The 4,880-nt window shown below is 37.2% G+C and carries 5 protein-coding genes; all 5 read right to left on the bottom strand.

The genetic code is table 11. The features are described 5' to 3' along the window. On the bottom strand, window positions 1-558 hold a 558-nt coding region (locus tag AC4MRQ_RS24955), incomplete at its 3' end, for a hypothetical protein (RefSeq protein ID WP_491200453.1). 51 nt (window positions 559-609) lie between these two features. Then, a complete protein-coding gene (locus AC4MRQ_RS24950; RefSeq protein ID WP_491200452.1) occupies window positions 610-2,136 on the bottom strand; it encodes an ATP-binding protein in 1,527 nt (508 codons plus the stop codon). 42 nt (window positions 2,137-2,178) lie between these two features. Then, window positions 2,179-2,472: a hypothetical protein gene (locus AC4MRQ_RS24945; RefSeq protein WP_491200451.1), complete on the bottom strand. Its 294-nt coding sequence runs from the start codon at window positions 2,470-2,472 to the stop codon at window positions 2,179-2,181. Beyond that, a complete protein-coding gene (locus AC4MRQ_RS24940) occupies window positions 2,469-3,245 on the bottom strand; it encodes a ParA family protein (RefSeq protein WP_491200450.1) in 777 nt (258 codons plus the stop codon). The genes AC4MRQ_RS24945 and AC4MRQ_RS24940 overlap by 4 nt, the downstream gene beginning before the upstream one ends. A 9-nt stretch (window positions 3,246-3,254) precedes the next feature. Then, the coding region (locus AC4MRQ_RS24935; protein ID WP_491200449.1) for an eCIS core domain-containing protein at window positions 3,255-4,880 on the bottom strand (1,626 nt) is incomplete at its 5' end.

Here is a 4,880-nt window from a genome sequence, read left to right as displayed (position 1 = left end):
ATGCGCCCTTTTTCCACTTGGAGCTTCATTCTCCAGGTTATAGCTAAAGGCTGAATACCGTGTTTTATCCCAATGCCCTTGAAAGTCAGCCCAGCCTTGTGTACCCCCGGTATCAACATCAATATCAGAGAATCTTTTAACGAGAAAATCCTCAAGATCAAATGCCGTTTTGGAGCAATTTGAAATATTCATGCTGATGTACAACCGTGTGGTATTTTTAGAATAAGTAAATACCTGTTTAATGCGTAATAACTGATCGTCTGTTATGGTGTTTGAGACGAAAACAAGTTCTTCAGGGGAGTCTTTACACACATGTCTGTTCTCCAGCAATATGCCTTGACAATCACTATATACGTCATATTTTACATGATCAGAACCTCCGATCCGATAAGCGAGAGTGTACCCTTCGGTTAAGTCTCCTATGGATAAGTGCTCATAAGTACCTTCTTTTTCAACTGATGCAAAGGCAGGCTTACCGACTTCGTTCATTACCTGGCCCTTATCACTGATTCCAATATGGGCTCTATCAGTTTCAACTGTTGTTGTATAATTTGCCATATTACTTTTGTTTAATTATTGACTTGTGGGGTATTTAGTTGAATTAGAAGATCAGAATATTTTTCCTTCTTTGCTGTATTCTCTTTGAATACCATATAGCAGATCTGCCTCTTCGGGATAATCAAGATTTTTGTGTAGTGCTTGCAAACACGCATATTGAACTACATTCACAATATTACCCCCATTTAGATTATATCTTTTTGCAATTCCATGTACATCGATGTGCTCATCGTCAGATTCCGGTTCCGGTAGATACGTGTTCCACAACCTTATCCTATCATGCTTTTTAGGTGGTGGAAAATAAATATACCCCTGAAATCTTCGGGAGAAGGCCTCATCAATATTCCCTTTATAGTTCGTTGCGAGGATAACCAGACCAGGATAATCTTCAACGCGCTGCAACAAATACGAAACCTCTTGATTAGCATATTTGTCATGTGCATCCCTGATATTTGTACGTTTTCCAAACAAGGCGTCGGCTTCGTCAAAGAACAATATCCAATCTTTATTTTTTGCCTTGTCAAATAATTTGCCCAGGTTCTTTTCTGTTTCTCCGATATATTTGGAAACTACCAGTGACAAATCAATTTTGTAAACATCCCTGCCGTTGGTTTTACCTAATAAAGATGCCGTCATTGTTTTGCCAGTTCCGGGAGGTCCGTGAAAAAGAACTCTTAAACCTGATTTAAGTTTTTTTCCAACTTTCCATTTTTCCTTTAATCTTGAATTATGCTCAATCCAGATATTAAGGTCTTCAATTTGCTTTAAAGTTTCAGCAGGTAATACAAGATCCGACCATTCCAGTGGTGTTTCAAGCAGTTGAGCAGGAAAATTAAATCCAAACCTTGGACGTGATATTGCTCCGGTTGTAAATAATTCAACATATTCCTGCTCCATGATTATCATCCCACTGAGCATTGGTTCACCAACAGGTGGATCTTCAATTCGTATCACTTGGTTTTTTATCAAAAAGCTTTCACTCTCCAGCAATCGTTGCACCTGTATTCTTTCTTCGGGGGAATCACCAGCTAATAAAAACAGCGCAGTTTCGCACGTTGGTATAAAACCTCTGAAATTTTTACCACGAACCCCTCCTATCCTCTGAAAATCGCCATTATCACCTATTTTGTCTTTTATTACTATATCCAGTAAATCAGGTATTACATGTGGAACCAAGGTTAATAAAAGTAGCGCCTTTGCATATTCCCTTTCTTGTTCTTCGATATCTGCCAGGTAATCATTAATTATTTCCGGTATAAAAACCGACCATGTTTTCGAATCAGGGGTTTTGGGCTTACTTTTATCTGATTTATCCGGAAAATAAGTATTCAACCTGAATCTTATCAATTTATCAATGTAGAGAAATTCATGATTTGTGGGATATTCTTTTTGGTTAGTTTGTTCCATTGATTCATTATCGGTATCATTAGTAACTTCCGAATGAACTTCTTCTTCATTTATGACTCCAAAATTAGATTCAAGAGGCGTTTCATTGATTTCTGAAGCAGTATTTTCAGCATTATCCTTTTCGCGATTAAATAAGCCAAAAAATCTTCTTTTTGAGTTATTCCCACCCATTGACTAAAAATTAGCAGTTATAATTTAATAAGATTGCTCCCGCTATTCAGAAAGTTCTTCTTCTGATTCATCTTGACTTTCTTTCTGAATATCTGTTTCCATTTGCAGCCCTTCCTCTTCTTCCATCTCCTGTTTTTGAAGTTCTGATTTTTCCTGAATTTGCTTATCCTCTTTCAGACGCTCCTCGGCTGTTCCTTTATCAGCATCCTTTTTTTGAATTGTTGGCCCGAAAAAGCCTTTTCCCTTTTTCTTTGGCTGAATGGTTGAACCAAAGAAAGATTGTTGTTTGTCACCGGAAGGTCGAGAATTTCGGTGTCGACGGTAAGATGATTTCATTGCTTTTCTAGATTAATACGTTCTAAAACTTCTGCTGTCAAATTCTCATAATCTTGTGCTCCATTGCATCTGCTGTCATAAGAAAATATATCCTGTCCATTTTCCTGCGCATGAGCAAGTGTAATATTTGAGCGAATTCTGGTATTGAAAACGGTTTTACCAAATTCATTATGAAGTCGTTCCCATATCTGCTGATTCATCTTTTTCCTTGGTTCAAACTTTGTAAGCAAGTAACCAAGAACTTTAATTTGAGGATTAAGTTGTTTTCTGACAATATTAAATCTGTGCATAAAACTCTCTACTCCTTTGAGAGGTAAAAATTCCGCTTGCAGAGGTAGTATTACAAAATTGCTGGCAGATAATGCATTTATAGTAAGTAAACCTACCGAGGGAGGACAATCAATAATAATATTGTCATATTGATCATTCACCTCTTCGAGCAACATTTTAAGTAAGTGCTCCCTGTTATAAGTACTTACCAGTTCAAGTTCTGCATCTCCTAATTCATGTGAAGCCGGAACAAGATCCATTCCGTTTGCTTCGTATATTGCATTGCTTATATATGCATCTTCACCTCTGAAGAAGCTTCTGATTAAGTGTGAAATATTCGGATTATGATTTTCAATAAAGCCAAGAGACTGTGAAAGGTTGGCCTGGGGATCCATGTCAATCAGCAAGACTTTTCTTCCCAAATCCCGTAGCCGGGCACCCAGGTTCACTGCAGTAGTAGTTTTACCCGATCCTCCTTTTTGTATGGCGAGCGAGATGATCATTTTTATAATTTAAGTACCGTGAGGCAGTCCTCCAGGTTTTTTGGGGATCGAATTATTATATCCCTTTATTCTAAAGAATTTTCCGCGCATTGTTTTCAATGAACCAAACTGTGGTTTATTGCCCTTTTTATAGACAATTTTATATCTGTCAAGCCATCGGTTATAGAATGGTATCCTGTTAATACCACTCTTTAGTGGCCACATGTTTTCATATTTATCTGCCCCTTTTATACCACCATGCTTGCCACTGAAACCTAAATCCGTGACATGATCTATATCTTCATTACTTAATGATTTTTTAGAGTATTTATACGCTTTCAGCGCTTCGCGATAATTCTTTGTCAGACTACTATCTCTTGTTGAACTGTCGCTGTTCGGCCTCCTTTGCAAAACTCTACCCTCTTTTACCATGAACTTATCGCTCACTCCGATTTGAATATTGGAGCCTTCATGTTGCATATGTTCAGTGGTATTCTTCATTCGGATATTTCGATTAAATCCTTTCAGCTTGATAGAGGTCGGATAATCTCCTGGTCGTTTATACCAATAAATTGGTATGGCTTCCGATTCAGTATTCCCGGTTTTTAAGTTTTTAATGTCTGGTTTGAGCCATTGCTCTATCAAATTGGCAATCGTATCATTTAGTGCGAATTTCCTTCCCTTAAATGGATTTATATAGTGAGTATTAAGAAGAACTACTTTTCCTTTCTCTTTATATTCTTTAGGTGTTCCAAGCTTGTTTTTAGGTGGCGGGAATGTATTCTGAATTAGAATGTCCCATAATTTTGATGTCACCATTACTTTATCCATGAACACATTCTGAACACGTAGCTTTTTAATTGGATTGTTTGTATCAATTACTCCTTTCTTAGCATTGAATTTAATATCAAGAAAGACTCCTCCCATATTTAAAATCCATTCCTCAAGTGCAACTTCCAAACGTTTAATATCTAATACCCACTTTTTCTTCTTATCCGTTCTTTTAAGTTTCTTTTTAACCTTGCTTAGCCGAACAATATTGCGCATCGTTTCTGGAGTAAGCTTTTTATCCGTAAACCTTCTCTTCAGATATTCTTTCAGTTCTTTTTTAACAGTATTAAATTTGCCCACTACCGTAAATTTTTCAAGAGCATTAGACAAGGTATTATACATGTTGTTTGCCATCAATTTTTCCGGCTTGGTCAATGCAGCATATTTACCACGAAGTCTGATTTTTTCTTGTACTTCCGGTGCAGAAGAAACTTTATCAAGAAATTGTAAGGTAACATCTTCCAATCTTGGGTGTAATCCACCGGAGTCATTCGAAATTCCTGATAATGATACTCCACTTTTTTGTGCAAAATGATCAGCTTCTTTTTCCAGCTTCGGATCTATTACCAAACCTTTATTAGCCTTACCATTAACAGGTTCTGCAGAATGCTCTTCGTTTACAGGACGACTTCCGGTTTGTTGAATTACATGACCCAATTCATGATTTAAAAGATCACTACCGTTCGGACTATGTATGTTTTCATTAGAATTCGCAAAAATATGACTTCCTGTGGTGATTGCCCTGGCTCCGATTGACTCTGTGGCTTCTGATCCTTCACTGCCGGTATGCAACCTTACATGTGAAAAATCTTCTCCATATTGTTC

It is taken from the genome of Carboxylicivirga sp. (assembly GCF_982718395.1).
The sequence above is the reverse complement of the archived record's forward strand: the minus strand, read 5'-3'. Positions and strand labels throughout refer to the sequence as shown.

Excerpts from the sequence above, each read along its gene's own strand:
- AC4MRQ_RS24950 (WP_491200452.1), bottom strand. The coding sequence starts at position 2,136 with ATGGGTGGGAATAACTCAAAAAGAAGATTTTTTGGCTTATTTAATCGC.
- AC4MRQ_RS24945 (WP_491200451.1), bottom strand. The coding sequence starts at position 2,472 with ATGAAATCATCTTACCGTCGACACCGAAATTCTCGACCTTCCGGTGAC.
- AC4MRQ_RS24940 (WP_491200450.1), bottom strand. The coding sequence starts at position 3,245 with ATGATCATCTCGCTCGCCATACAAAAAGGAGGATCGGGTAAAACTACT.